Origin of the sequence: Agrobacterium sp. O3.4 (genome assembly GCF_041414895.1) — a bacterium.
Lineage (GTDB): Bacteria > Pseudomonadota > Alphaproteobacteria > Rhizobiales > Rhizobiaceae > Agrobacterium > Agrobacterium cucumeris.
In genome coordinates this window covers 173,863-199,166 of record NZ_JALPZP010000006.1, presented here as the reverse complement: position 1 = coordinate 199,166, position 25,304 = coordinate 173,863, and the positions used below count along the sequence as shown (strand labels likewise).

At 60.6% G+C, this 25,304-nt stretch carries 19 protein-coding genes; 6 read left to right on the top strand and 13 right to left on the bottom strand.

Features of this window, described 5'->3' with window-relative positions; translation table 11 throughout:
* The first annotated feature begins 2 nt into the window (after positions 1-2).
* From M0412_RS22410 to M0412_RS22390, 5 genes are all read left to right on the top strand, one after another.
* Positions 3-1,631, top strand: coding sequence for a (2,3-dihydroxybenzoyl)adenylate synthase (locus M0412_RS22410; protein WP_269702572.1), 1,629 nt, complete (start codon positions 3-5; stop codon positions 1,629-1,631).
* 84 nt (positions 1,632-1,715) lie between these two features.
* Positions 1,716-2,585 (top strand): isochorismatase, encoded by an 870-nt coding sequence (locus M0412_RS22405; RefSeq protein ID WP_269702570.1) that lies wholly within the window; start codon positions 1,716-1,718, stop codon positions 2,583-2,585.
* A gap of 13 nt (positions 2,586-2,598) precedes the next feature.
* Positions 2,599-3,354: a 2,3-dihydro-2,3-dihydroxybenzoate dehydrogenase gene (dhbA, locus tag M0412_RS22400; protein WP_269702568.1), complete on the top strand. Its 756-nt coding sequence runs from the start codon at positions 2,599-2,601 to the stop codon at positions 3,352-3,354.
* Positions 3,355-3,380: 26 nt separating this feature from the next.
* Positions 3,381-4,097 carry a 4'-phosphopantetheinyl transferase gene (locus M0412_RS22395; protein ID WP_269702566.1) on the top strand — a complete coding sequence of 239 codons (717 nt, stop codon included), beginning with the start codon at positions 3,381-3,383 and terminating at the stop codon, positions 4,095-4,097.
* Positions 4,098-4,226: 129 nt separating this feature from the next.
* Positions 4,227-6,140, top strand: coding sequence for a PhoX family phosphatase (locus M0412_RS22390; protein ID WP_269702563.1), 1,914 nt, complete (start codon positions 4,227-4,229; stop codon positions 6,138-6,140).
* Between the two features lie 362 nt (positions 6,141-6,502).
* Here M0412_RS22390 and M0412_RS22385 read toward each other — a convergent pair whose 3' ends face one another.
* From M0412_RS22385 to M0412_RS22375, 3 genes are all read right to left on the bottom strand, one after another.
* Positions 6,503-7,807, bottom strand: coding sequence for an HlyD family type I secretion periplasmic adaptor subunit (locus M0412_RS22385; RefSeq protein ID WP_269702561.1), 1,305 nt, complete (start codon positions 7,805-7,807; stop codon positions 6,503-6,505).
* Between the two features lie 2 nt (positions 7,808-7,809).
* Complete coding sequence (locus M0412_RS22380; RefSeq protein WP_269702559.1) at positions 7,810-9,561, bottom strand: type I secretion system permease/ATPase; 1,752 nt, start codon at positions 9,559-9,561, stop codon at positions 7,810-7,812.
* Positions 9,562-9,671: 110 nt separating this feature from the next.
* On the bottom strand, positions 9,672-15,608 hold the full coding sequence (locus M0412_RS22375; RefSeq protein ID WP_269702557.1) for an Ig-like domain-containing protein: 5,937 nt from the start codon (positions 15,606-15,608) through the stop codon (positions 9,672-9,674).
* Between the two features lie 253 nt (positions 15,609-15,861).
* On the opposite strand from M0412_RS22375, the gene M0412_RS22370 reads away from it, so the two are divergent.
* Complete coding sequence (locus M0412_RS22370) at positions 15,862-16,722, top strand: LysR substrate-binding domain-containing protein (protein ID WP_142842877.1); 861 nt, start codon at positions 15,862-15,864, stop codon at positions 16,720-16,722.
* A gap of 30 nt (positions 16,723-16,752) precedes the next feature.
* Here the strand turns inward: M0412_RS22370 and M0412_RS22365 are convergent, their stop codons facing one another.
* The 10 genes from M0412_RS22365 to M0412_RS22320 all read right to left on the bottom strand — a co-directional run bounded on the left by M0412_RS22365 (position 16,753) and on the right by M0412_RS22320 (position 25,293).
* Positions 16,753-17,448, bottom strand: coding sequence for a NapC/NirT family cytochrome c (locus tag M0412_RS22365; RefSeq protein WP_269702659.1), 696 nt, complete (start codon positions 17,446-17,448; stop codon positions 16,753-16,755).
* Positions 17,449-17,450: 2 nt separating this feature from the next.
* Entirely contained in the window at positions 17,451-17,942 is a 492-nt protein-coding gene (locus M0412_RS22360; RefSeq protein WP_142842879.1) for a nitrate reductase cytochrome c-type subunit, read from the bottom strand.
* Positions 17,912-20,416, bottom strand: a complete 2,505-nt coding sequence (gene napA / locus M0412_RS22355) for a periplasmic nitrate reductase subunit alpha (RefSeq protein WP_269702554.1) — start codon at positions 20,414-20,416, stop codon at positions 17,912-17,914. Before napA ends, M0412_RS22360 begins: the two co-directional genes overlap by 31 nt.
* Positions 20,391-20,678 carry a chaperone NapD gene (locus tag M0412_RS22350; RefSeq protein WP_269702552.1) on the bottom strand — a complete coding sequence of 96 codons (288 nt, stop codon included), beginning with the start codon at positions 20,676-20,678 and terminating at the stop codon, positions 20,391-20,393. Before M0412_RS22350 ends, napA begins: the two co-directional genes overlap by 26 nt.
* Entirely contained in the window at positions 20,671-21,171 is a 501-nt protein-coding gene (locus M0412_RS22345) for a ferredoxin-type protein NapF (protein ID WP_269702550.1), read from the bottom strand. The genes M0412_RS22350 and M0412_RS22345 overlap by 8 nt, the downstream gene beginning before the upstream one ends.
* A gap of 6 nt (positions 21,172-21,177) precedes the next feature.
* Positions 21,178-21,363: a periplasmic nitrate reductase, NapE protein gene (napE, locus tag M0412_RS22340; protein WP_046800942.1), complete on the bottom strand. Its 186-nt coding sequence runs from the start codon at positions 21,361-21,363 to the stop codon at positions 21,178-21,180.
* Positions 21,364-21,561: 198 nt separating this feature from the next.
* Positions 21,562-22,749 (bottom strand): NnrS family protein, encoded by a 1,188-nt coding sequence (locus M0412_RS22335; protein WP_269702547.1) that lies wholly within the window; start codon positions 22,747-22,749, stop codon positions 21,562-21,564.
* The gene (locus M0412_RS22330; protein WP_269702544.1) at positions 22,746-23,498 is read right to left on the bottom strand and encodes an ATP-binding cassette domain-containing protein; all 753 of its coding nucleotides are present in this window, start codon (positions 23,496-23,498) and stop codon (positions 22,746-22,748) included. The genes M0412_RS22335 and M0412_RS22330 overlap by 4 nt, the downstream gene beginning before the upstream one ends.
* Positions 23,495-24,304: an ABC transporter permease gene (locus tag M0412_RS22325; protein ID WP_269702542.1), complete on the bottom strand. Its 810-nt coding sequence runs from the start codon at positions 24,302-24,304 to the stop codon at positions 23,495-23,497. The genes M0412_RS22330 and M0412_RS22325 overlap by 4 nt, the downstream gene beginning before the upstream one ends.
* A 5-nt stretch (positions 24,305-24,309) precedes the next feature.
* On the bottom strand, positions 24,310-25,293 hold the full coding sequence (locus M0412_RS22320; RefSeq protein ID WP_269702540.1) for an ABC transporter substrate-binding protein: 984 nt from the start codon (positions 25,291-25,293) through the stop codon (positions 24,310-24,312).
* Positions 25,294-25,304 lie beyond the last annotated feature (11 nt).

The window sequence follows — 25,304 nt, the reverse complement described above, 5'->3', positions numbered from 1 at the left end:
CCATGACAATCGAATTTGAACGCTGGCCCGACGACCTGGCGCGCCTATACCGCGAGCGCGGCTATTGGATCGACAGGCCATTGAGCCGCATCCTTACCGAACAGGTGCAGCGCCAGCCGGATGCGACGGCGCTGATCTGCGGTGAGCGCCGCTTTACCTATGCCGAACTCGACCGGCAATCCTCCAATCTCGCAGGCCATCTTGCGGCCGCAGGCATCGGCAAGGGCGACACGGCGCTGGTGCAATTGCCTAACATCGCCGAGTTTTATCTCGTCTTTTTTGCACTGATCAAAATCGGCGCAGCACCCGTCAACGCGCTCTTCAGCCACCGCCGGCTGGAAATGACCTCCTATGCGGAACAGATCGCGCCCAAACTGGTGATTGCCTCGCGCAGCCATGAGCTTTTCGCCAGTGACGCGTTTCTGGACGGGCTTAAGGCTTCCTCTCCGCAGCTCTCCCTGACCCTGTTGCTGGGCGCGACGGAGCCGCAACGCAGCCTTGAACGGATGCTTGCCGCGCCTGCGGAAAATCCGCCGGCCTACGCCCCTTCGGCGGCAGACGAGGTGGCGCTGTTCCAGCTCTCCGGCGGCAGCACCGGAACGCCGAAACTGATCCCCCGGACGCATAACGATTACGATTACAGCGCCCGGGCCAGCGCGGAGATTTGCGAACTCTCGCCGCAAACCCGTTTTCTTTGTGCCATTCCGGTGGCTCATAATTACCCGATGAGTTCACCCGGTGCGCTCGGTGTATTTCACGCCGGCGGTACGGTAATCATGGCCGCCAATCCGGAGCCGCTCGCCTGCTTCGACCTCATCGAGAAACACGGCATCGACATGGTGCCGCTGGTACCGCCGGCCGTGGCATTGTGGTTGCAGGCAGCACCCGCACATCGCCAAAGGCTGAAATCCCTCAGGCTGTTGCAGGTTGGTGGCGCAAGCTTCGCCGAAGCGCTGGCCCGCCAGGTGCCGGAGGTGCTGGGTTGCGCGCTGCAACAGGTCTTCGGCATGGCCGAAGGTCTGGTGAACTATACCCGCGCTGGTGATCCCGACCATCTCGTCTTCACCACTCAGGGGCGGCCGATTAGCCCGGATGACGAAATCCGCATTGTCGACGAAGATGGCAATGATGTGCCCGAGGGCGAGGCTGGCATGCTGGCAACCCGCGGCCCCTATACGTTCCGGGGCTATTACCGCGCGCCAGAACACAGCGCCCGGGTCTTCGACAAACAGGGCTTTTATTACTCCGGCGATGTGGTGCAGCGCACGCCCGAAGGGTATCTGCGGGTCGTCGGCCGGGTGAAGGACCAGATCAACCGCGGCGGCGAAAAGGTTGCCTCGGAAGAGGTGGAAAACCTGATCCTGCGGCATCCTGATGTGACGCATGCCGCACTGGTGGCGATGCAGGACGAACTTCTCGGTGAGAAAAGCTGCGTCTTCGTCGTCTCGCGCAATGCCGCGCTGAAAGCGCCGGCCATCCGCCAGCATCTCGCCGCGCTCGGCGTCGCGGATTACAAGCTGCCGGACCGGGTGCGTTTCATCGACGCCATGCCGCTTACCGCCGTCGGCAAGATCGACAAGAAACACCTGCGCGACCTGCTTGCGGCGCCCCCTGTCGCCGTCAGTGCCTGACACGCGCTCTTATCGAAAGGGACGCTCGACAGGGCGTCCCAAATCACTATGCGCCGCCCGGCGCGCCAAACCACCGAGGTCTTCATGACGATCCCCACTATTTCCGATTATCCGATGCCGGTTGCCGCCAGCTTTCCGGCCAACAAGACAAAATGGCAGCCTGACGCGAAACGCGCCGTACTGCTCATCCACGACATGCAGCGTTATTTCCTGCGGTTCTACGAGGCAGACGGCAAGCTGATGACGACCCTCATCGACAATCTCGCGAAGGTGAAGGCATGGGCGGTTCAGAACGACGTACCGGTCATCTACACGGCTCAACCACATGACCAGCCGCCGGGCGACCGGGCGCTGCTGAACGACATGTGGGGACCGGGCCTCACCGTCGTGGACCCGGAATTGCAGAAGGTGGTGGATAAGCTTGCCCCGACACCTGATGACGTGGTGCTGACCAAATGGCGCTACAGCGCCTTCCAGCGTTCCGATCTTGCCGAACGCATGAAGGGTTGGGGCCGCGACCAGATCATCGTCGGCGGCGTTTACGCCCATATCGGCTGCATGATGACGGCCGTCGAAGCTTTCATGAAGGATATCCAGCCCTTCATGATCGGCGACGGGGTTGCCGATTTTTCGGAAGCCGAACATCGCATGGCGCTGCAATATGTGGCGACACGCTGCGGCGTGGTTATCGACACCGCAAGCCTTGTCGGCGCGGGAGAAGTTGCCGACACCCGCGAATGGCTGAAAGCCCGTGTCCTGCAGCTTGTGGAAGACGAAAGCGACATCGACCCCGACGAGAACCTGATCTTTTACGGGCTGGATTCCCTGCAGGTCATGAAACTTGCCGGCGAGCTGAAGGAACGCGGCGTCACCGTCGGCTTCGATGAGCTGGCGCGTGTGCCCACACTTTCCGCCTGGTGGACACTGATCGAAGAAAAGCGGCTTGCAGCCTGAGCGGACGGACAAGATGACGCAACAGAGATTTACCGGGCGGCGTGTGCTGGTGACGGGCACGGCCCAGGGCATTGGTCGCCGCATCGCCGAACGTTTCATCGAGGAAGGGGCCGAAGTCATCGGCCTCGACCTACTGGCCGGCACAGCGGAAGCACCATTCCGCCATATTGCCCTCGATATCACCGACGCCGCGGCGGTGGAGGGAGTATGCAAGGCAATCGAAAGCGAATGGGGCGGTCTTGATATCCTCGTCAACGCCGCAGGCATTTTGCGGCTTGGCGACAGCGAAAGCCTGACGCCGGAGGACTGGAAAGCCTGCATGGATGTCAATGCCGCAGGCCCGTTCCATCTGCTGCGGCAATGGAGTGGCGCCTTCAAACGGCAGCGGCGTGGCGCGATCGTCAATGTCGGCTCCAATGCAGCCGTGGTGCCGCGCATCGGCATGATGGCTTATTGCGCTTCCAAGGCGGCGCTGGTCAGCCTCAGCCATTGCGCCGCCCTAGAGCTTGCGCCCTATGGCGTGCGCTGCAACGTGGTCTCGCCCGGCTCCACCGATACGCCGATGCTGGCCGGCATGCTGAGCGATCCCACCGGCAAGGAACGGCTCATCGCCGGCCTGCCGGAGCAGTTCAAGCTCGGTATTCCGCTTGGCAAGATTGCAAGACCGGATGATATAGCCGATACGGTGCTGTTTCTCGCCTCCGATCAGGCTGGCCACGTGACGATGCAGCAGATCGTGGTTGATGGCGGCGCAACGCTCGCGGCCTGATCTCGCCGGCGTAGTGAGGGACAGATATGGCGATCATGCCGGCATTGCATAACGAGACTGTTTCTGGCAACCAGCCGGAAGCCGTCTGGCCGTGGCCGGATGACGGCAGCGATTGCCATTGCCTCACCCTTCGTTACAGCCCCGACGACGAAACCGGTGGCAGCATCGCCCCTGCCCTGCCCGCACAGCTGTTGCGGGCGGTGCCGAGACGCAAGGCGGAGTTTCTGGCGGGACGCAGATGCGCGGCGGAAGCCATACGCCGCCTTACCGGCCACGCATCATTTCCCGGAATGGGAGAGGACCGCGCGCCGATCTGGCCCGAAGGGGTGGTCGGCGCGATTTCTCATAGCAGTGATCGTGCAATTGCGCTTGCCGGCTCCAGCAGCAGGTTTCTCGGCATCGGCATCGATATCGAGAAACGCCTGAGCGAAGAAGAAGCCCGCGATATCGCTTCGCAGACCTTGACGGCGCATGAGCTTCACAGCCTCGGCAACATTGTCGATCCCTTCATGACCGGGCTCATTTTTTCGGCCAAGGAGAGCCTGTTCAAGGCGCTTTATCCGACGGTGAAACGGCTTTTCTTTTTCGAAGCAGCCGAATTATCCGCTTACGACGCGGATGGCTCGGGGTCGCTTCGCCTGACCGCCGACCTTACCGGTAACTGGCTTGAGGGAACGGAGATCGCCTTCCGCTTCGGCCATTTCGAAGACCTCCTTCTCACCCGCATCCTTCTCCCGCAATGAGGGAAAAACAACGGTTTCTGTTCCCATAAACTCATATTTAAAGCCACTCCTCCCGTCATCCGTGTGAAATACTCAAACGGTACGCAGCTTGTTGGAATGATTCCAAACATGCAACGGTGGAGACACGACATGACCGACATCGATACGAGCAAGCTGTCCTGGGACGAATGGGATGAACTGCAAAACCCGCCGCCGGCCGAAACCGATTTCGACCGCGTGGTCGAAACCGCGATTTCCCGCCGCGGTTTCCTCGGCGGCGTGCTGGCTTTCGGCTCGGCTGCAGCTGCCATGGGCACGCTTGGCAACCTGATGGCAAGCACTTCGGCCGAAGCGCAGGAAGCCGCCGCTGGCCGCTTCCCCTTCAAGCCGGTGGCGGCCGCAACCGACCACACCATTCACGTGCCGGAAGGTTACAGCTGGAAGCCGGTTGCCAAATGGGGCCAGCCGCTGTTTTCCAACGTTCCCGATCTCGACGCGGCCAAGGGTGTCAGCGTTGAAAACTCCGACAAGGTCTTTGGTGAAAATACCGACGGCATGGAACTCTTCATGGTCGGCGCTCACCAGCTGATCGCCGTCAACCATGAATATGTGAACCCTGAAATCAACCTGCCGCACGCGGACAAGGGCAACCCGAAGACGGCCGACGACGTGAAGATCCTGCAGAACATGCAGGGCGTTACCGTCATGGAAGTGGCGGAAGGCAACGAGGGCTGGGAAATCGTTCTCGACAGCCCGTTCAACCGCCGTATCCACCACAACACGCCGATGAAGCTTTCCGGCCCGGCCGCAGGCTCCGAGCTCGTCAAGACCGCCGCCGATCCTGATGGTATCGACTGTCTCGGGACCTTCAACAATTGCGGTGCCGGCCGCACGCCATGGGGCACCTACCTCACCTGCGAAGAAAACTTCAACGGCTATTTCGGCACCACCGATACCGCCTTCAAGCTGCCTGAGGACTACAAGCGTTATGGCATCGTCGCCGAGACCCGCTACGCCTATGAGAAGTTCGACGCGCGTTTCGACGTTGCCAAGAACCCGAACGAGCCGCGCCGCGCCGGTTACGTGGTCGAGATCGATCCTTCGGACGCCTCCTCCACCCCGATCAAACGCACCGCGCTTGGCCGCATCAAGCACGAAAACGCCGCCGTGGTGATTGCCCGTGACGGCCGCGTCGTCGTTTACATGGGTGACGACGAGCGTGGCGAATTCCTCTATAAATTCGTCTCCAACGGCATTTACGTGCCGGGCGGCGACACCTCCAGGCTGCTCGACGAAGGCACGCTTTATGTCGCCAAGTTCGCCGATGACGGCGCAGGCGAATGGGTGGCTCTGACGCCTGAAAGCACCGGCATGAAGATCGACGAAATCTGCGTCTTCACCCGCCAGGCCGCCTCCAAGGTGGGTGCGACCACCATGGACCGTCCGGAATGGGTCGCCATCAACCCGGTCGCCATCGAAGCCTATTGCGCGCTGACCAACAATAGCCGCCGCGGCGAAGTCAAAGACGGCAAGCTGCGTTCCAACGCCGGCGGCGACGCCATGGCCATCAATGCTGCCAACCCGCGCGAGAAGAACGAATACGGCCAGATCGTGCGCTGGCATCCGGAAAATGACGACCATGCGGACGGCAAGTTCAAGTGGGACCTGTTCTGCATGGCCGGCAATCCTGCCGTGCACAAGGACGCCTTTGCCGGCTCCTCGAACATCAACGAAGGCAACATGTTCAACTCGCCCGACGGCATGATGTTCGACAGTACTGGTCTCCTCTGGATCCAGACCGATGGCGAGGACAGCAACGAAGGCAACTTCGCCGGCCAGGGCAACAACCAGATGCTGGCGGGCGACCCGGCCACCGGCCGTATCGAGCGTTTCCTGACTGCGCCTAAGGGTTCCGAAGTCACCGGCCAGACCTGGTCCGGCGACAAGCGCACCCACTTCGTCGGCATCCAGCACCCCGACGCCCCCTTCCCGGATGGCGAAGGCAAGCTGCCACGCTCGGCCGTCATCGCCATCAAGCGTGACGATAACGCGCAGATCGGCTGACATTTTCGTGCGAACGGAGCCGGATCGCCATAGATCGCGATCCGGTCCCGCAATAAAAAGCACCGTGCGCCTGATGGGCACACGGTGTGAGGCTGACGATAAGTACGAGCAGCCTTGTCGTCATGCCGATCTCCAACCGGCTCCAGCTGCAACGCGCCTGCGCCACGAGACAACTTCTCCTGCAATCGACGACTTGATCACCCTGCCGTACCGCTTCGCGATGACGGAGGTGCATGCGGATATTGCGGATCAGCTCGAAGCCCGGGCTTTGCATGGCTCCGTCGGCGGTCCGGCACCGCATATGCGAAGGACACGCAGCCTTTATAGACCGTCTCCATTTTTTGGTTCGGTGCCGCAGCCTCTCAAACCTCGCGGAACGTCCGGTTGGCCTGGTCGAGCAGAGGTTTGAGAAAATACGACAAAACGCTTCTCTCGCCGGTGGTGATAAAGGCCTCCACCGGCATGCCGGGCATCAGGCTGAATTCCCCAAGCCGCTTTATCTGCTCCGGAGAGGTTGCGACACGCACCACGTAATGGCTGGCACCCGTTCGCTGATCCACCGTAACATCCGCAGAAATGCGCTCCACCGTTCCGGTAATTTCCGGCGTGGTCTTCTGGTTGAAGGCAGAGAAACGCAGGTTTGTCCGCTGACCATGATAGATCTGGTCGATATCCTGCGGCGCAACCTTGGCCTCAACCACCAGCTTGTCGACCTCAGGGACAATCATCATGATCGGCTCACCGGGTGCCACGACTCCGCCGACGGTGTGCACTGAAAGCTGATGCACGACACCATCCTGCGGCGCGATGATATCGACACGTTTTAGCTGGTCTTCAGCCGCCACGCGCCGCTCGACATATTCGCCGATGCGGGCTTCCATTTCACGCAGGTCCGAGCCGACTTCTTCCGACCATTGCTCATCAACCTGGAGAATCTGTAGTGCCGTTTCACTGATCTTCGCCTCGACGCCGCCAATGCCCGCCATCAGCCGGCCGATATCCCCTTCAATATCCGTTGCCTGACGCTCCAGCGTGCTGAGTCGGCTTCTTTCCATCAGGCCCCTTTCATGCAGGGAGCGAAAGCGGTTCAATTCCTCATCGACCATCCCTTGCTCGCGGAAATTCGCTGCACGCTCGGCTTCCATGCCGGTTATCTCATCACGAAGCTGCCGCACGCGCTGTTCGAGCTGGTTTTTTTTGCTCTCGCGGACAGCCTTGCGGGTGTCATAAAGACGCTGTTCCGCGTTCATCATCGCGGCAATCTCTGCGTCATCGGCCCGAACAAGCAAAGCCTGCGGAAACACCACGCTGCCGGCCCGGTCGCGCTCACTTTCAAGCCGCGCCTTGCGGGCGGTGAATTGATCGAGGCTTTTGACGACGATGGCCAGATTGGCCTTGGTCATTGTCGCATCGATGCGCATCACCACATCACCGGCCTCCACCCGATCGCCGTCGCGGACCATCAGCTCGCTGACGACACCGCCCGCCGGATGCTGGACTTTCTTAAGGCTGGTTTCAACCACCAGCGATCCCTGCGCAATCACCGCGCCGACGATCTCCGTGCCAACCGCCCAGCCGCCGAATAGGCCTGTCAGCGTCAGAAATCCGAGACCTCCGACAACAAGGTGATTGCGGATCGAGCGCCTGAGTGTCTGCCATTCATCCATTTTCAAGCCTTTCCTGTTTCCGCCGCCTGCACGACCTTAAGCGCGCCTGCCGTGCCGCCAACCGGGCGCAGCACCTTGGCAAGCACCTCCTCTTTCGGACCGAAAGCCTGCTGTCGTCCGTCGGCAAGCATCAGCACCTTGTCCACGGCAAAAAGCGCGCTTGGACGGTGGGCGATGATGACGGCCACGCCGCCACGTTCGCGAACCCCGAGAATGGCTGCGGTCAGCGCATCCTCACCCTCTGAATCGAGGTTGGAATTCGGTTCGTCGAGCACAACCAGAAACGGTTCACCATAAAGCGCTCTGGCAAGGGCGATCCGTTGTTTCTGCCCCGCCGACAATTGCCGTCCGGTTTCTCCGACCTCGGTGGAATAACCATCCGGCAGGCTGACGACGAGATCGTGAATTCGGGCCGCGCGCGCCGCCGCGATGATCTTCTCCGAACGCGCTTCCGGATCGAAGGAGGCGATATTTTCGGCGATCGTGCCGTCCAGCAGTTCGACAGATTGCGGCATGTAGCCGATATGGCGGGCCAAGGCCTCCGCCGGCCATTGGTCGAGCGTCGCACCATCCAGCCGAATGGCACCTTTGAGCGGCCGCCAGAGGCCGACGAGAAGCCGTGCCAGTGAACTCTTGCCGGAGCCGCTTGCGCCGATCACACCAAGGGCGCTGCCGGCTGCGAGTGTGAAGACGATGTCCTGCAGCACCGGTTCAGTTGCTTCAGGCGGCATGGCGCCCACCCGCTCGACCGACAAAAGGGCGTGCGGCGCGGGCAGATCCATGCGCGCGGTCCCGTCCGGCAGCAGCGCCAGCGTTTTTTCGAGACGCCGGCGGCTTTGCCGGGCAGCAATGAAACCTTTCCAGTTGGCGATGGCAAGATCGACCGGCGCCAGCGCCCTTGCAGACAGGATGGAACCGGCAATGATGATGCCTGGCGTTGCCTGTTCGTTGATGACGAGCCAGGCACCGACCGCGAGGATGCCGGATTGCAGCAGCATGCGCAGCACCTTGCTTGCCACGCCGAAACCGGAGGCGATGTCGCTTGCCGATCTCTGCTCGCGGACATAGGCGCGGTTATCCGCCTGCCAGCGTGCGCGTAGGGGCGAAGCCATTCCCATGACGGAAATAATATCGGCATTACGGCGGCTGGTTTCGGCCAGTCGGTTACGTTTGGCGGAGTGGTACGCCGCCTCTTCCACCGGACGCCGTGACACCAGCTCCGTCATCAGCGTGAAAATCGTAAGAATGGCGGCGCCGGCAAGTGCGGTGACACCGAGCCAGAAATGGAAAGCGAAACAGATGGCTATGTAAAATGGCAACCACGGCAGATCGAACAACGCAAGCGGCCCGCTGCCGGACAGGAACGAGCGGATCGTATCGAGGTCGCGGAGCGGCTGCGCCTGACGGCCGCTGACGGGCAGGCGCAGCTGAAGGCCGATAACCGCATCGTAAATCTTCGATGACAGCGCCTGATCGAGACGATCGGAAAGCCGCACCAGCAAACGGCCGCGCAGGGCGTCAAACAGGCCTTGAAACGCGTAAAGCACCACGACGATGCCGAACAGGGCGACCAGCGTCGGCAGGCTGCGGCTCGGCAGGACGCGGTCATAGACCTCCATCATGAACAGCGAGCCGGTGAGATAAAGAATATTGACCAGAGCGCTCATCAGCCCGATGCCGATGAAAGCGCCGGCACAGCCGGCGAACACACCCTTGATCTGGCGAACATTGTTATTGGCAGAATGAAAACGCATTTTTACTATCCGTTGAGATCGCGATGGCGGTATCAGCCGGCGATAACGTGCCGGTGACAGGTGCCTGCGAGCGAAAAAAGGCGCATCCGATCGGATGCGCCTTTCATGGTTCAGGCGAAGCGGAAGTCGTCGATGGCGAATTGTTCCGTTTTCACATTGGCGAAGGTGATGGAAGAGCCGTCGTTGAAGGCAATCTCAGCGCCGTTTTCCCCATTGGTAAAGGAGCCGGACGCGATGAGTGCCTGGTAGTCCGAGAAGATATCCTTCGAGAGCTGAACGACATCCTTGCCCTCGGCACCGGCCTCGAAGTCAGTGACAACATCGCGACCATTACCGGCGGCGAAGACGAAGGTGTCGGCGCCGCTGCCACCCGTCAGGGTATCATTGCCGATGCCACCACTCAGCGTGTCATCGCCTGCGCCGCCATTCAGCGTGTCGTTTCCGGCTCCACCGCTTATAACGTCGTTACCGGATCCGCCCATCAGCACGTCATTGCCTGCGCCGCCGTCGATCACATCATTGCCCTCGCCGGCGAGAACACGGTCGTTACCGGCTCCGGCATCCACCATGTCGTTGCCTTCGCCGGCAACCATCGTGTCGTCACCGTCGCCGCCTTCGAGCATATCCTTGCGGCTGGTCCCGATCAGCATGTCGTTGCCATTACCGCCTTCAACGATGTTGTATTCGGTATAGCCGTCCACGGTGACCGTTGTCGTGCCCTTGGCTTCGCCGCCATTTGTGTCACGAACCGTGTAGCTGAGCGTCACGGTCGCCTGCTGTCCATCTTCCAGCGCCGCAAAGGCGGAGGAAGGATCGACAACCAGCTTGCCGTCCACCACCGAGAAGGCGGCAGCCGCCTGCTGATTGGTTATGGCAAGGCCCGCAATCGCCGTCACGGCGATGCTGACGAGCGCAAGACGGTCGCCTTCCACGTCGGTGTCGTTGGCGACGAGATCGAAGGCGGCTTTGTCCTTTTCGGGGAGCGTAATCCTGTCTGCAACAGCAACAGGCGCGTCGTTGACGGGAGCGACCGTCGCGGTCACCACGCTCTCGACGCTGGCGCCCTTACCGTCAGAAACGACAACCGTAAAGCTGTCGGTTCCGTTGACATTTGTGTTCGGCGTATAGGTCCATTCACCGGTTGCGGCATCGATCGCGACAGTGCCATTCGAGGCATTTGCGCCCGTCTTGATGGCATAGGAAAGCGTGTCGCCATCGACGTCGGAGGCGACGACCGTGCCTTTAAGGGCGATATCCTCGTCGGTTGTCACGGCGATGGAGGCGGTGACAGGCGCGTCATTGACCGGCTTGATGGTGAAGGCCGCAGTCGCTTCGCTGGAACCGCCGCGACCGTCGGCGATCTTGTAGCTTAAGGACGCCTTGCCGTTGAAATTGGCGGCCGCGGTAAAGCGGATGCCGGTTTCCTCCAGAACCGCCGTTCCGCCAATGACACGGAAAACGCTGGCCACTGCCAATACGTCCAGATCGGCATCCCTGTCATTCGCAAGCAGGGCGCTGAACGGAATGAGGAAGGACACGGCATCCTCATTGATCGCGGCAAGCGTTTCGGACACCGCGACCGGACCCCGGTTCACGAGACCCTTGGTGATGGCCTCGCGGCCGAGGTTTGTACCATCAGCGAAACGCAGCATTTCGATACCGCCATCCGCCAGCTGGTTGCGCAGCGACAGTTTTTCGCCGCCCGCCAGTTCGATTTCGACGGACTGGCCATATTTGCGCAGAACAGCCTCGCTTCTGTTGATATCGTGCAGGTAAAGAATATCAGTCCCACGAGCTGCCGGCGCAGCCTCGATGATGATGTCGGAACCATCACCGCGCCCGTAACGATAAAGGTCCGACCCATCGCCACCGATCAGCAGATCGTTGCCACGGCCGCCCTCGATGAAATCGTCGCCAAGACCACCTGAAATCATGTCGTCGCCGGCATCCCCCCAGAGCTTGTCATCACCGGCACCGCCGGAGAGCCCATCGCGGCCAGCACCACCGATCAGCGCATCATCACCATTGCCGCCATCCAGACGATCATCGCCCGTTGAGCCGAGAAGCGTATCGTTACCGTCGTGGCCGAGGATGGTCGCATCAGCGGTTTTGGCTTCAAGTAAGTCGTGGCCGTCTGTACCGCTGATAATATTTCCTGCATCAAGCCCGGATTTCAGGTCGACGACGGTCAGATTGTCGAAAGTCAAACCGGCATTGCCCCAGGAATAAAGACCGAAGGTACCGGCATCGAGTTCGCGGTCACCGATCGGATAAGCGAACAGCGCCTCGTCATTGAGGAAGGCTGTGATCTTGTCGCCGACGACTTCGGCGCGAAGCTTCATCGCCTGACCGGGCTCGTATTTGCCCGGAACCTGGGCAAGAATTTCCTCGATGCCGTTCTTCATGCGCACGAGGTTGAAGATGCTGCCGGCGCCGTTGCCGGGGCTACGGTCGAGAATGCCGTCGGCATCAAGTTCCAGCTTGTAGTAATTCTTGCTGTCCTTGTAACGGAAGAGGAAGCCGAGGCCGTCCTTGTCCGGGGTCTGGAACGTCGCCTCAACGGCATAATCCGTCCAGGCAAGCGCCGCCGGATCTTGAAACAGCGCATAGGTGCCGAGACGCAGCACGTTGACGCCATCGCCCATGGGGCTCCATCCGCGCTTGTAGTAGTCGGAGTTGGTTGCACCGCTCCAGGTCAGTTCGCGGCTGGCAAGTCCCGTCGTCTGAAGCAGCTTGCCGTTGGAAATCAGCCATTCAGACGACTTGCCATCCGGCCCGATACCGCCGAACTCGCCCTCATCAACGATCTTGAAACGCGCCATTGCCGCGGCGGAAGAGAAATCCTCGACAACAAGGATTTTCGTCCTTTCGACGACGGTGATGTCGATGCGATCGGTTGAAATGGAGCCGTTAGCAGCCGTAACCTTGAGGAGCAGTTTATTCACGCCCGCATCAAGGACGACATCGGCCTTTTTACCGGTTGCGACGACATTGCCCTTGAGGTCGGTCCAGGTGAAGTCGGTCAGTTGCTCTGGCCCGAAAGAACCCGACGCGTCGAGTGTCACGGACGCCTTGCCGTCGCCATCGATGTCATAGGTTCGCTGGTCGATACCTGCTTTCGCGGTCGTGACGGCCTTCGTCACAACGATATCGTCAAAAACCGAAGCCCGCTGGCCGCTGGAATAGACGCCGACGGTGCCGCCGGAAAGCGGCGCGTTTGTATCCACGACAGGACCGCCAAAGACGTTCTTGTCACCGAGGAAGACGTTGATGGAGCCGCCGACCATTGCAACGGTCAGCGGAATTTCCATATTGTAGGGGGTGCCTTCCTTCACCTCGGCAAGCACGACCGACTTTCCGTCGGCGACCTTTACGAGCTGGCGACGGTTCGTTTCGCCATCCATGGCGAAGCGGTAGTAGTTGTTCGCGTCCTTATAATAGAAGTAGACGCCCATCGCATCGTTATCGAGTTGCGTCAGCGTCGCCTCGAAGACGTAGTCGTTCCAGGTCGCTGACTGGGCGCCGATATAAACGAGCTTGTTGCCGGCCGCATCGCTCTGGTCGAAAAGCGCGGCTTCGGGGGCGGCAAGACCAGCGGTCGCGGTCGGACGGGAAAACACCGTGCCCTTCAGCAGGAACCGGCCGGTATTGCCATCGGCAGCCCCGAAATCGGTGGCCCAGCCGTCGGCTTTGCCGTCGTTGAAGTTTTCAATGAGCAGGGTGCGGTCGCCGCGTACCAGAACATCGACTTTATCAGTGGTCTTGACGCCATTGGCGTCCGTTGCCGTGAGCGTCAGCTGGTGTTTGCCAAGAGCGAGATCAACTGAAGCCTCCCTGCCTTCTGCAACGACGTCACCATTTTTATCTGTCCATACGAAGCTTTGAATCTCACCAGCCAACAGCGACTTTGCGGCGGACAGGGAGACAGCGGCGGAGGATGCGCCGGTGGAGGCGTTGGCGACGATGTCATCCCCGGCCTCAGCCATGGCCCGCGCCGTGCCGTGGCCGACATGGACGTTCTCGAACACTTCCTGATGGCCGCGATAATAACCGGTCAGGCCATCGCGATCGAGTTCCGGCTTGGTGCGATAACCGTCGAGATAGTCGTCGAAGGCAGTGAAATAGGTTTCGGTGGTGATGCGGTTATTGTCGGGATCGATGGTGATCAGGCGCATCGCACCGTTACCGCCATTATTACCGCGGGATTCGACGCCGTTTCCGGTGATTTCACGCGATACACCGTTCTGGTAGTTGACCAAGAACTGGAAGACTGGCTCGCCATACTGGTTGTACGTGATGTCGGTTTCCGCGCCGTCGCCGAAAATATGGCCGGAGAAGGTCATGACGATGTTTGGATAACGCGACAGCAGGGCGCGCGCGACATATTCGCCGTCGTTTGCACCCCGCTGATCGGTGCGCATGCCATAGTCGTAACCCGCACCTTCGTCGTAAAGCGGCAGGGCCAGATTGTCCTGGCGTGTTGCATAGCTCGTCAGCGAATGAGTGGCGAGCATGACGCGGTGGTCGGGGAATTTCTCGATGACATCGCCCGCCCAGCGGATCACGTCGTCGCGCGGGCCGAATTCGAGCGAGATCGACAGCCATTTGGTGCCGTCAGGCGCGGTAAAGGTGCTGTAGGTATTGCGCGCGGCGGCCTGTTCCTGATCGTAGGCGCCGCCGAAGACGCCAGCATTGGTCGCAGCTTGCTTTTCGGCAGAGAAGCGGCGGTCCAGTTCAACGGAGGTGTGGTCAGCCGCGCTTCCGCCATTAGCCTGATCGTGGTTGCCCGGAAGCAGCGCGTAAGGCACCTTACCGTCAAGCTTGCGCAGCGCCGGTTCGGCGATGTCCCATTCGGCCGGGCGGTTGTTCTGGGTTATATCTCCGACATGGCTCATGAAGACGATTTTGTGGCTATCGCGATTGTCGACCAGCCATTGCGTCATCTCGCCGAACAGGTGCTTGATACCGTCATTGGAGGTATAGTCCTGCGTGTCAGGGAACACTGCGATGGTGTAGGCATTCGGGCCGGCGACACGCACGCGGAAGTCGTCCGTAACGCTCTTGCCGACGCTGTCAGTTGCAGTCACTCGGATATCGGAATGACCAAGGGCGGCAAAATCGAGCGTCAGCTTGTTGCCGTCCGTCAATACCGCATCCACAGTCTCGTTCTTACTGTTTTGAACCGTAAATGTGAGCTTCTCACCGGAGAAATGCTTCGACAGATCAATGGTCACATTCGCCGTATCCGGCGTAACCATCATGTCCTTGATCGCAGACGTTTTAATAACTGCGGCCGTATCGACTGCGGGTTTTTCACCGATGGCAAGAATACCGGCCTGGGCCGGTGTCTTAAATTCCAGGGTCGTACCTTTACCAGTGACTGTACCACCTCCCATAACCGGTGAGGCCGAGCCTTCGGCGAAACGGGTTTCGAGGACGCCAACCTTTTCGGCCTCCAACTTCATCTCGACCGGCAAAATGCCAGTGGCCTTGGGGCCTCCGAGATAGGATACCTCGTCAGCAGTCAGAGCCTGCTTGAGGAACAGAAAATTGCTAAGATAACCGGGCGAAGTCTCACCATCCTCGTCAGAGAAGATCAGGAAGCCCTTGGTCATGTCGATGGCAAAGCGACCAGCACCGGATGCCGCAATCTTCTGCTCGGCGACGAATTCCCCATTAATATATTTCTTCATCGAAACCGCACCGCTGGCGTCCGTTTCGATTGTCAGGCCTATGCGGTTCCACGCGTCCAATCTGGCGGTGCCGCGATAATCGCTGCTGATGCCGAGACCATAGCTGTCACCGCTTGCCTTGCCGAAAATATCACCGTCGCTGACGTTGGTAAGGTCGGTCTGCAGAAATGGCATCCAACCGGAGGAGCCATTCTTCGGGAAATAAACGTCATAAACGAGGCTGTAGGACGTCGCCATGCCGGTACCATTCGGCGAGACCAGAATGCCCTGTTGCTGCGACAGCCGCGGAATGGTCAGCAGCCAGTCGGAGGAGGATTCGATGGGATTGGCGATTGAGTTTTGAGGTGTCGTCATCTCATTGGCCTTTTTTGTCTGAAACGGATTGGCCCTTTGGCCATACCGGGACGATTAGAGGCCGGGACTAACGCGCCGATGACGAATTCCTAACAAAGTGTAAACGCGCCATAGAGATTTCCCATGCCCGCCATCGGTTTCGCAGCGGGGTAAACGAAACCTTCCCGCAGGCGTCATGGAGTTGTCAGCGTTTTCACCGATAATTACTCCGCATCGGCGCCAGTCGTGTCGACCGGCGGCAGAACAGGACCCCATGTCGACCACGCAGCTGAAGGCCTTTCATATCGTCGCGCAATCGGGCGGTTTTTCCCAGGCTGCACGGGACATGGCGATAAGCCAGTCCACGCTTTCGGCCCATGTTCGGGAACTGGAGGCGATCAGCGGCGTGAACCTTCTGGAAAGAAAACCGCGGGGGGTGAGCCTCAGTCCGCAGGGCGAACGCCTGTTCGAAATCACCGCTCGCCTGTTCCAGGCGGAAAATGAGGCGAAGGCCCTGCTTCGCGGTGGGGAAAGTGCCGCCGGCGGGCACCTGCGCGTTGCAGCCGATGGCCCCATCCTGCCGCTTCCCATTCTTTCACGGCTGAAGGCCGAGCGGCCGCAGCTGACCTTTTCCCTTTCGGTCGACAATTCGGCACGGGTAGTGGAGCAGATCATCGACTACCGGGCCGATGTCGCCATCACCGCCCGCGCACCCGACGATCCGCGCCTTTACGGTGTCAAATTTCTCAGCATGCGGCTTGGTTTATGCGTACCCGTCTCGCATCCGCTGGCTGCGCGGCAGAACGTCCTTATGGCCGAACTGGAAGGTCTGTCCTTCGTCATGCGCGAGCGTGGATCGCGCACGCGTGAAATCTTCGAAAAGAACCTCGCCGATCACGGCATCTCCATCCAGCCGGTGATCGAAATCTCCTCCAGAGAAGGCGTGCGGGAAGCGATTGCCAACGGGGTGGGGTGCGGTGTGGTCGCCGATCTGGAGTTCGGCCACGATGCGCGACTTTCCTTCGTTCCTCTGGGCGACGCCCGCGAACTGATCGACGAATACGCCGTCTGCCTTGCCGAGAGGCGGCATCTGCCGCTATTGCGCCGGTTCATCGAGGAAGCCGGACGGGCCTGACCCCGGCTTCCCATGCCCCGCATCTGATGCTCAGAAAACGTTCCTGTGCACATCGCTCATGGCGCGGCGCAAGTCATCGACCGCAGACGCCGTCTGTCCCGGTTCATCGTTGAGCGCCGGCGGCATTTTCCAGCCGGGATCGATGCCTTCCATATTCGGCAATTCATGGGCGATGCCCTTGTGGCAATCGATGCAGGTGGCCTTGCCCGTCAGCAGATATTTTGAATGAATGTCGGCAGCACGCTGCGTCTGCTTGGTAAAGTCCATGGCGGCGGAGGAATGGCAATTGCGGCATTCCAGGCTGTCATTGGCTTTGAGGCGCGACCATTCGTGTTGTGCAAGCTCAAGGCGATGGTCGAGAAACTTCTTGCGCGTATCGATGGTGCCAAAGATCTTGCCCCAGACCTCCTTGGAAGCCTGCATCTTGCGGGCAATCTTGTCCGTCCATTCATGCGGCACATGGCAATCCGGGCAGGAGGCGCGCACGCCGGAACGGTTGGAGAAATGCACCGTCCGCGTCAGCTCTTCATAAACATTCGCCCGCATCTCGTGGCAGGAAATGCAGAAGGCCTCCTTGTTGGTCATTTCGAGCGCGGTGTTGAAGGCGCCCCAGAACATCACCCCGCCAACGAAGCCGCCGAGGGTTAGAAAAGCAAGGCTGAGCGTGGCGGCCGGCGTCGTCAGAACCACCCACAGCCAGGCGAGGAGCTTTTTCACACGGGCGATCATCATTCGCTACCCGCCGGTTTGACACCCATTTCGCTCATGTCCTGAAAGGTGTTGGGCACGAGCGGCCGCGTATCGGCCTGCGGCACATGGCAGGCTGTGCAGAAATAGCGACGTGGTGAAACATCCGCCAGCATCTGGCCTTCCCGCGTCATGTAATGGGTGACGCTGATCATCGGCGCGCCGGAGTCCTGCGTGAATTCGCGCTTGTGACAGGACAGACAGCGGTTGGTATTGACAGAAAGCTGGTAACCGTCGATCGAATGCGGGATGACCGGCGGCTGCTCTGGATAGGCACGCATGCGCCTGAAATCGTCGATCACCCATTTCGGCAGGGGTTTGGCCGGCTCGGTCCTCATGGCATCGCCGCGCGGGCCGGACAGTTCCGGCACCATCTGCGCAACGGCCCCCGTCGCCAGCGCCACGACCAGAAGCGTGGCGGCGATCCATCCGTGTTTCCTGATCATGCGACTGGCTCTATCTTGACTGCGCATTTCTTGAAATCCGTCTGCTTGGAGATGGGATCGGTTGCGTCGAGAGTCACCTTGTTGATCAACTGGCTGGCGTCGAACCAGGGAACGAAGATGACGCCGGGCGGCATGCGGTTGCGGCCGCGCGTTTCCACGCGGGAGCGGATTTCGCCACGGCGCGAGACGATGCGGATTTCCGCACCCTGATTGAGCCCGCGCTTGCGCGCATCGGCGGCATTCATGAAACAGCGAGCGCCGGGAAAGGCCTTGTAAAGTTCCGGCACGCGCATGGTCATGGAGCCGGAATGCCAGTGCTCCAGCACGCGGCCCGTCACCAGCCAGGTGTCGAATTCCTCATCCGGGGATTCCGCCGGCGGCTCGTAAGGCACGGCGATGATGACCGCCTTGCCATCCTTGTTGCCGTAGAACTTCACGCCCTCGCCCGGCTTGACGTAGGGGTCGTAACCCTCGCGGTAACGCCACAGCGTTTCCTTGCCGTCCACCACAGGCCAGCGCATGCCGCGCACCTCGTGATAGGCATCGTAAGGCGCCAGATCGTGGCCGTGACCGCGCCCGAAAGCGGCATATTCCTCGAACAGACCCTTTTGCAGGTAGAAACCGAAATCCGTGGATTCCTGGTTCTTGTAATCCGCATTGATTTCGCTCAGCGGGAACTTGCCGACATCGCAATCCTTGTAGAGAACCTCAAACAGCGTTTTGCCGCGATAGTCCGGATTGGCGTCCAGCAGTTCCGCCGGCCACACTTCATCGGTGGTGAAGCGCTTGGAAAACTCCACCAGCTGCCACAGATCGGAACGCGCCTCGCCCGACGCCTCCACCAGCTGGTGCCAGACATGGGTGCGCCGCTCGGCATTGCCGTAAGCCCCTTCTTTCTCCACCCACATGGCGGCGGGCAGGATGAGGTCGGCACTCATGGCGGTGATGGTCGGATAGGCATCCGAGACCACGATGAAGTTTTCGGGATTGCGATAACCGAGATAGGTCTCGTTCTTTGTGTTGGGACCGGCCTGAACGTTGTTGTTGACCTGTACCCAGTAGAAATTCAGCTTGCCGTCATGGAGCATACGATCCTGCTGCACGGCGTGGTAACCCGGCTTTTCCGGGATGACACCGTGCGGTATGCGCCAGATTTCTTCGGCATGTTTGCGGTGTTCCGGGTTGGTCACCGTCATGTCGGCCGGCAGGCGGTGGGCAAAGGTTCCCACCTCACGCGCCGTGCCGCAGGCCGATGGCTGGCCGGTGAGCGAGAACGGGCTGTTGCCCGGCTCGGAAATCTTTCCGGTCAGAAGGTGGATATTATAGACCATCTGGTTGGCCCAGACGCCACGAACATGTTGGTTGAAACCCATGGTCCAGAGCGACATGACCTTGCGTTTCGGGTCGGCATAAAGCTCGGCCAGTTCTTCCAGGAAACCGGCTTCAACCCCGGTCATGGCGGCGGTTTTTTCCAGCGTGTATTCGGAGACGAATTCCTTGAAGGTCTCAAAATCGATCGCTTCCGTCTTGGTCGGATCGGCGGAATTGGCGGCATTCACCTCCACCGGATTGTCGGGCCGCAGGCCATAACCGATATCGGTGACACCGCGCACGAATTTCGTGTGGTTCTTCACGAAGTCTTCGTTGACGCGGCCGGTCTTGATGATGTGGTTGGCGATGTAATTGAGGATGACGAGGTCCGTACCCGGTTTGAAGATGATCGGAACATCGGCCAGATCCATGCTGCGATGGGTGAAGGTCGAAAGCACCGCCACCTTCACGTGGTCAAAACCCAGACGCCGGTCGGCAATGCGGGTCCACAGAATGGGATGCATCTCCGCCATGTTCGAGCCCCAGAGCACGAAAGCATCGGCGTGTTCGAAATCGTCGTAACAGCCCATCGGCTCGTCCATGCCGAAGGTGCGCATGAAGGCGTAAGCGGCCGAAGCCATGCAGTGACGGGCATTGGGATCAAGATTGTTGGAGCGGAAACCGGCGCGCATCAGCTTGGTTGCTGCATAACCTTCGAAGATCGTCCACTGGCCCGAGCCGAACATGCCGACGGCTGTCGGCCCCTTCTCCTTCAACACCCGCTTGCACTGCTGCGCCATCACGTCGAAGGCCTCGTCCCAGCTCACCGGCTCGAACTCGCCGTCCTTGGCGTAGACGCCGTTTCTCTTGCGCAGAAGCGGGGTCTGCAGCCGGTCCTTGCCGTACATGATCTTGGACAGGAAATAGCCCTTGATGCAGTTGAGGCCACGATTGACCTCCGCCTGCATGTCGCCATGGGTGGCGACAACCTTGCCTTCCTTGACGCCAACCATGACGCCGCAGCCTGTGCCGCAGAAACGACAGGGCGCCTTGGACCATTTGATCTGCAATGCGGAAACACCGCCCGGCACTGGCTGGGCGGCGGCCGGCAGCGCAATGCCCGCCGTTGCCGCCGCAATGCCGGCGGCATGGGCCTTCAATAGATCACGCCGCGTCAGTTCGCTGCTCATCGCCGCCTGTCTCCTCTGTGTCGACGTGTTCGAAAACCATGTTGGCGGCAATCACACCGTCGAGTGTCGAAATATAAGTGAGCGTATCGCCCAGCATGCCGGTGCTCGTGCCGTCTATGACGATGACAATCTTGCCGTTGCCCTCGCCATGAACCTCGACATTGTCGAGCGTTAAAAGCGTTGCGAACACGGCGTCCCGCACCTGCGGCATCACCGCCACGACAGCGCTTGAGACATGATACCGGCCTGTATTTTCAGGCATATTGCATCTCCGTGGCTGTTTCCTTGATCTTGATCACACCCGTCGGGCAGACGGACACACAGGCCCCGCAGCCGGTGCAGGCATCCGCGATAAGCTCGGGCACGAAGGGGCCGCCGCGGCGGGGGTGAAACCGGATGGCCTCGGTCGGACAGGCATCGCGGCAGGCCTGGCAATCGACATTGCCGAAGGCGAGACACCCATCGCCAATCGCCATGACATGATCGAAGCGCTGCGCCGCAGGGACGGCAAAAACCGGCTCGGGACAGGCCTCCGCGCATTTGCCGCAAAAGGTGCATTCCCCGGCCGAGAAATCGACCGAAGGCAAGCCACCCGACATGGTGATGATGCCGGTGGGACAGGCTTCAACGCATTTTGCGCAACCGCTGCAGGCGGCGAGGTCGCTCAACGCGACCCCGGGGGGACAGGTACGTGTTTCCCGTTTTTGTCCGCCGCGCAGAAAGTCACGCCGGCTGAGAGAGACTTGCATCGTCATTCGCCCTCAATGGCCGGGCGGCCCCGGCGGCCCGTAAATGATCTGGAACATCCAGACGATGAAGCCATAGGCTCCGACAAATCCGACCGCCAGCACAGGCCAGATCCCAAAGGCCAGAACGGCGAAGGTAATAAGCTCCCTCGTCCTGCTCGGCTTTCCATCTGCGTGTAGAGGCGCGACTATTTTGGGCATATTCGCGTTTCCCTGTTCGGTTCGAGTTATCATCGGCCAAAAGGCAGAAATATTCAACCACTTGATTTTATTGATTATTTATTAGAAATAACATTCATCAATAGTGCTGACCTAAGTCACTGATTTCATATTGTGCTTTTGCCGAAAAAATAATCAGGCCACACGAAAGCGTCGAAGGCGGGGGGAACACGTTGCGCCTCAGCCGCAAGCTCCCGCTGCATCAACTCCGGGCGCACGCATGAAGGGCAGGAAGCCCTGAAGCCAGACCCCGAAACTTGCCGCCCACAGGATAGCACTGAGGCCGTGATGATAGGGTGACAGGGATGCTGCGAAATCGAATTCCGGCAGGATGCGGATCAGCCCGGCCGCCACCATCAGGGCGGCGGCCATATGCGCCTGCCACGGCAGATATGTCAGGTTGCGTCCGGTATGCCGCAGCCCGGCGATGATGAACACCGCCATGATGGCGCAGCCAAGCGCGCCCACCGACAACAGGTGCAGGCCAGCGGCGGGCGTGACGGAAAAACCGAGCCGCACCGCACCGAGCGCCAGAAAACCCGCACCGGCAAAGGCATTGCCAAGGCCGAGCAGCAGCACCTCGGTTTTGAAGGCGGCACGCCCGATGAACCATTCCGCCAGCCGGTCAAAAAATGCCGCACCGGCCGCCAGCGCCAACCAGGCGCAGACATCGCTTTCCGGAAAGAAGAGTTTCGCCACCATGTAAAGCGTCACCATGGCGCCCGCCATGTGCTGGCGGCCGGGATGGGGCCGGTAAGGCGTGGTCTCGCCGCTCGGATCGAGCGCCATATTGATGACGACTACATTGATGCGCGCCGCCGAGAGCGAAAACAGCACGGTGAAGATGCACAGCGCCGCCTCCAGACAGCGGGCTGCCAGTTCCAGATCACCAATCCACCAGGCATAGCGCACGCCGGTCTCCATCGCCGCGAACAGAATGAGCCAGACGAGGAACGCCAGATGTTTCGTCGTTCGCCGCACGAGCATCGCCTTGCCGATAAGGACGGAGAGCGCGAGTAGAAACGCCAGATCAAAAAAGCCCGCCAGCAGGCTCCACCCATCGGCCCCCACGAAACCGATCAGGCGAGCCGGCAGCCAGAGACCGGCAAAATAAACAAGTGTGCGACCCGCCGCCGCTTTCGTATCGGTCCATTCAGGCACTGCCGAGCCGAGAAAACCCGCGAGCGCCATGCCATAGGTGCCGAAAATCATCTCATGGGCATGCCATTGCGAGGGCGGAACGGCATCGGCAAAAGGTAAGGCGTAGCCGCCGATGGCGACCCACAAGAACGGCCAGACCGCGCCATGCAGGGCGGCCAAAGGAAAAAACAGCCGCAGGGCTTCCGAAAGGATTGGTGGCTGTCTCATCGCATCCGCTCCTTTGCCGAAAACAATTCGGCGAAAGCCGGGCTCTCGGACAGGAACTCCACTTCGTCGAATACCGCGCGCGCCATGCGCCGCCCCGGCGAACCGGCCGGAGTATGCGCGGCAACAACCCGGCCATCGACGCCGGAGAGCACGATCAGCCTGTCGGCCACCAACAGCGCTTCATGAAGATCGTGGGTTACGAGCAGCGTGGAGAAACCACGCCGGCGAGCAGCATCCACCAGAAGTTCCTGCAAATGCCGGCGCAGGCCGACATCAACAGCACTGAAGGGTTCGTCCAGAAACAGCATGTCCGGCTCCACCGCGAGCGCCCGCGCCACCCCGGCACGCTGGCGCATGCCGCCGGAAAGCTCGACCGGATATTTGTGAAAATCCGTCTCTTCCAGACCGACTTCCAGGGCAAACTGCCCGGCGGTTTCCCGCCGTTGCCGTTTCGGCATGCCGGCTGCCGCAAGGCCATAAGCGATATTGTCGATCAACGTCATCCATGGCAGCAATCGCGGCTCCTGAAACACCAGACCCTGCCGGTGGTAATTGCGCCGCACACGCCCGCGAACGGGATCGATGATACCCGCCGCGATCTGCAAAATCGTCGTCTTGCCGCTGCCGGAAGGGCCGAGCAACGCCACGGTTTCCCCCGGTGCGATGCGGAGATCGAAATTCTCGAACAGGCTGCGGCCGAGAAAGGCGTGGCCGACATGTTCGAAACTCAAGGCGGAATGGTCGCTCATCGTTTGACACCCCATGGCAATCCGGCGGCGCGCCAGCGTTCCAGCGCTTCGCGCAGCAGATGCAGCAGGCCGTAATCGGTGATGAGCGCCAGCGCGACGGTGATGGTGAGCCAGGCGCTCACCTGCGCGATATCGAACAGCGCCCGTGCGGTGGCCAGTTCACCGCCGATGCCGCCGGAATTCGACAGAAGCTCGGCCATGACAGTTACTTTCCAGGCGCTTCCGGCCGTGGTCGTCCATGCCGGAAAGAGATAGGAAAGCACATGCGGCATGGTGACGGTGCGCAGCCGGTAAAACCACGAAGCGCCAAAGGCCTGCGCCATCACCTCCAGCTGACGGTCGCGCTTGGCCACCCCTTCCAGCGCGCCTGCGAAGGAAACGGGCGCCGAGGCAATGACAACGGTCATGACGGCCGTGCCGCCCGACGAGCCGAACCAGATGAGCGCCAGCACAATCCAGCCGATTGGCGGCACGCCGAGCAGGACGGTGACGACAGGCTTCATTAGCCGCATGGCGGCAAATGAGTAGCCCGCCGCCACACCCGCCACCGTTCCGATGCCGGCGGCAATGGCAAAACCGGTCAATGCCCTGATGGCACTCTGCGACAGGATGGCGAAGAAATCCGGCCGCGCCGCCAGAAGCCCGATTGCCGCGAAAGTCTCCCCCGGCGAGGGCAATATGAAGGAGCCGTAAATCTCATGCCCGGCCTGCCAGGCGGCGAGAAAACAGAAAATGCCGGAAAGCCCGGCCCAGCCCGCCCAGAGATAGCGACCGGTCCAGCCAAGACTTTCAAGAATGCGGTTCATGCCTGCTACACCAGATAAAAGCCGTCATCCGGCCGCCGGCCGCCGATGATTGCCGGGTCGGCCTTGGCGAGTTCGTCGTAAAATGCCTCGAGATCGGCGCGTGCCGCACTCGCCTTCAATGCCGACAAATGGCTTGTCGGAAAGGAGGCGGCGATGATTTCCGGCGGGAAACCTAGGGCATCGGCCGCGGCGGCTGCCGCCGTTTGCGGGTCAGCTGTGGCACTGGCAAGTGCCGCTTCCATGCCCGCCTGCAAAGCCCCTATACCCGCCTTGCCGAGCTTTTGCTGAACCTGCGACGTCAGGGCGAGACCCGCCTGCGGGATTTCCGGCTTGCCCGCCACCTTTGCCCATTCCTTCTGGATATCGATGGTGCGGTGAACGGTCATGAAAAACGACTTTGCCTTGATCAGTACAGCGGTCGCGGCCGGTTCGCTCAAAAGAGCCGCATCCACCCGCCCCGTCAGCAGCAATTGCACGGCTTCCGGTGGCGAAGCGGCATATTCCAGCTTGATATCGCCGGGCTTCAAGCCTTTTTCAGCGACCAGCCGGCGCAGAACGAAATCGGGCATATCGTTCTTGAACGGCAGGGCCAGCGTCTTGCCGGAAAGGCTTTCGAGCGACGTCAGCGTCTCGTCCTTCGACACAATGTAGAGCAGACCCGTTGTCAGCACGTTCAAAAGCCCAAGGCCGAGGCCGCGATTATGGAGATTGGCAGCACCGTAACTCGGCATCACCACCGCTCCCATGGAGCCGGAGGCGACGGCGGCGCGCATTTCATCCGGCGTTTTCCATGCCTTGAAGACGGCCCCGGACGCGACATCCTTCAGGAAACCGCCTTTTACGGCATGCGCCAGAACCGCCGAAGGTGCTGCGGGCGGACCGTAAAAGACAAGCGGAGCTTCTGCTTTCAAAATCGACGGCGCGGCAAGGCCCGCGACGGTCAGCCCGGAAAGCAGCGACAGCGCCCGGCGTCGTGTGTAACTCGTCATGATCAGATCCT